A 3374-nucleotide genomic window follows, 5' to 3' on the forward strand; every position below is an offset into this window, starting at 1 on the left:
CACTAACCGCAACGCATATCTTCGGATATGCTTGCATGGGTAAGTATACAGCTTTTGACACCCAGGAAGAGCCTTGCTCTTCCTGGATCAAATCAAGCGCGAAAAGGGCGTTTGGTGGATGCCTAGGCAGCAAGAGGCGATGAAGGACGTGATACCCTGCGTTAAGCCATGGGGAGCCGGGAATAGGCTTTGATCCATGGATCTCCGAATGGGGGAACCCACCTGACACTCAGTTATGTTTGTCGCAAGACAGCGCATAACGGGGTGAAACAGGTACTTTACTCCTGAATACATAGGGGGTTTAGAGCGAACCCGGGGAACTGAAACATCTAAGTACCCGGAGGAAAGGAAATCAATAGAGACTCCGCTAGTAGTGGCGAGCGAACGCGGACCAGCCGATCTCTGAAGAGTGACCAGAATGCACTGGAAAGTGCAGCCATAGCGGGTGACAGCCCCGTATGGGAAGCTCCAGGAGACATATTAAGTAGGGCGGGACACGTGAAATCCTGTCTGAAGATCGGGGGACCACCCCCGAAGGCTAAGTACTCCTTGCTGACCGATAGCGAACCAGTACCGTGAGGGAAAGGTGAAAAGCACCCCGACGAGGGGAGTGAAACAGTACCTGAAACCGGACGCCTACAAGCAGTCGGAGCCGCCTTGAGCGGTGACGGCGTACCTTTTGTATAATGGGTCAACGACTTGGTCTAACGAGCGAGCTTAAGCCGATAGGTGTAGGCGCAGCGAAAGCGAGTCTTAAAAGGGCGCATGAGTTCGTTGGATCAGACCCGAAACCAGGTGATCTAGCCATGAGCAGGATGAAGGTTGGGTAACACCAACTGGAGGTCCGAACCAACACCCGTTGAAAAGGGTCTGGATGACTTGTGGCTAGGGGTGAAAGGCTAATCAAACCTGGAGATAGCTGGTTCTCCGCGAAAGCTATTTAGGTAGCGCCTCGGACGAATACCTCGGGGGGTAGAGCACTGCATGGATGATGGGGGCCCACAGCCTTACTGAGTCTAAGCAAACTCCGAATACCCGAGAGTACTATCCGGGAGACACACGGCGGGTGCTAACGTCCGTCGTGAAGAGGGAAACAACCCTGACCTGCAGCTAAGGCCCCTAATTCATGGCTAAGTGGGAAAGCATGTGGGACGGCCAAAACAACCAGGATGTTGGCTTAGAAGCAGCCATCATTTAAAGATAGCGTAACAGCTCACTGGTCTAGATAAGCTGTCCTGCGGCGAAGATGTAACGGGGCTCAAGCCATGAGCCGAAGCTCGGGATGCACAGCGATGTGCGTGGTAGCGGAGCGTTCTGTGATATAGTCTCATGTCTCCTTCATGCCTTCGGGCGGATTGGAGACGCGAGGCTTTCTGTGAAGCCGGGCCGTAAGGCATCCGGTGGAGAGATCAGAAGCGAGAATGTTGACATGAGTAGCGACAAAGAGGGTGAGAGACCCTCTCGCCGAAAGTCCAAGGGTTCCTGCTTAAAGCTAATCTGAGCAGGGTAAGCCGGCCCCTAAGGCGAGGCCGAAAGGCGTAGTCGATGGGAACCACGTTAATATTCGTGGGCCAGGAGGAAGTGACGGATCTTTACTGTAGTTCGGTCTTATCGGATTGACCGGGCTGCTGCGAGGTCCCTGGAAATAGCCCTCCATCAGACCGTACCCTAAACCGACACAGGTGGACTGGTAGAGTATACCAAGGCGCTTGAGAGAACCACGTTAAAGGAACTCGGCAAAATGCCTCCGTAAGTTCGCGAGAAGGAGGCCCCATATCTGCGCAAGCAGGTGTGGGGGGCACAGACTAGGGGGTGGCGACTGTTTACTTAAAACACAGGGCTGTGCGAAGCCGTAAGGCGACGTATACAGTCTGACGCCTGCCCGGTGCTGGAAGGTTAAAAGGAGGGGTGCAAGCTCTGAATTGAAGCCCCAGTAAACGGCGGCCGTAACTATAACGGTCCTAAGGTAGCGAAATTCCTTGTCGGGTAAGTTCCGACCTGCACGAATGGCGTAACGATCTCCCCGCTGTCTCTAACGTGGACTCAGCGAAATTGAACTGTGTGTCAAGATGCACACTACCCGCGGTTAGACGGAAAGACCCCATGCACCTTTACTCCAGCTTTGCACTGGCATCAGGATTGTGATGTGCAGGATAGGTGGTAGGCATCGAAGCGGGGACGCCAGTCCTCGTGGAGCCTCCCTTGAGATACCACCCTTCGCACTCTTGATGTCTAACCGCGGCCCGTTATCCGGGTCCGGGACCCTGCATGGTGGGGAGTTTGACTGGGGCGGTCGCCTCCCAAACAGTAACGGAGGCGCGCGAAGGTAGGCTCAGAGCGGTCGGAAATCGCTCGTTGAGTGCAATGGCAGAAGCCTGCCTGACTGCAAGACTGACAAGTCGAGCAGAGACGAAAGTCGGTCATAGTGATCCGGTGGTCCCAAGTGGGAGGGCCATCGCTCAACGGATAAAAGGTACGCTGGGGATAACAGGCTGATGATGCCCAAGAGTCCATATCGACGGCATCGTTTGGCACCTCGATGTCGGCTCATCTCATCCTGGGGCTGGAGCAGGTCCCAAGGGTACGGCTGTTCGCCGTTTAAAGAGGTACGTGAGCTGGGTTTAGAACGTCGTGAGACAGTTCGGTCCCTATCTGCCGTGGGTGTAGGAGACTTGAGAAGAGTTGCCCCTAGTACGAGAGGACCGGGGTGAACGGACCACTGGTGGACCAGTTATCGTGCCAACGGTAGTGCTGGGTAGCTATGTTCGGACAGGATAACCGCTGAAGGCATCTAAGCGGGAAGCCCCCTTCAAAACAAGGTCTCCCTTGAGAGCCGTGGAAGACCACCACGTCGATAGGCCGGAGGTGTAAGTGCAGCAATGCATTCAGCTGACCGGTACTAATTGCTCGATAGGCTTGATTTGATCCAGTAACAGCAAGGTTGAAACACTCAACCTGCCTGGACAGTCAGAAGCAACACGCTGACAATCGAAACACGATTGCAGCTTAGACTTGGAACAACACTGATGTAAGGGGATAAAACCCCCTGTCTCTGCTTCGGTTTGGTGGTCATAGCGACGGCTAAACACCCGATCCCATCCCGAACTCGGCCGTTAAGGGCCGTCACGCCAATGGTACTGCGTCTCAAGACGTGGGAGAGTAGGTCACCGCCAAACCTAACCAGAGACAGCCTCTCAATACGATGAAATAAAACCCCCGATCGCCAATCGCCCTCGGGATACGGACGCGGGGTGGAGCAGCCCGGTAGCTCGTCAGGCTCATAACCTGAAGGCCGCAGGTTCAAATCCTGCCCCCGCAACCAAATCTAACAAACATATCAAATAGATAGAACCCGACCTAAACAGTCGGGTTTT

Annotated in this window: 1 tRNA gene and 2 rRNA genes; all 3 read left to right on the plus strand. The window is 54.5% G+C overall.

The window, feature by feature from the left end:
- Window positions 1-90: 90 nt before the first annotated feature.
- The 3 genes from HS053_RS21785 (at window position 91) to HS053_RS21795 (ending at window position 3322) form a co-directional block, all read left to right on the plus strand.
- Window positions 91-2924 (plus strand): 23S ribosomal RNA (locus HS053_RS21785).
- A gap of 137 nt (window positions 2925-3061) precedes the next feature.
- Window positions 3062-3176 (plus strand): 5S ribosomal RNA (gene rrf / locus HS053_RS21790).
- Between the two features lie 69 nt (window positions 3177-3245).
- Window positions 3246-3322, plus strand: a tRNA-Met gene (locus tag HS053_RS21795).
- Window positions 3323-3374 lie beyond the last annotated feature (52 nt).

The sequence above is a fragment of the Tabrizicola fusiformis genome (genome assembly GCF_013328815.1).
GTDB lineage: Bacteria > Pseudomonadota > Alphaproteobacteria > Rhodobacterales > Rhodobacteraceae > Fuscibacter.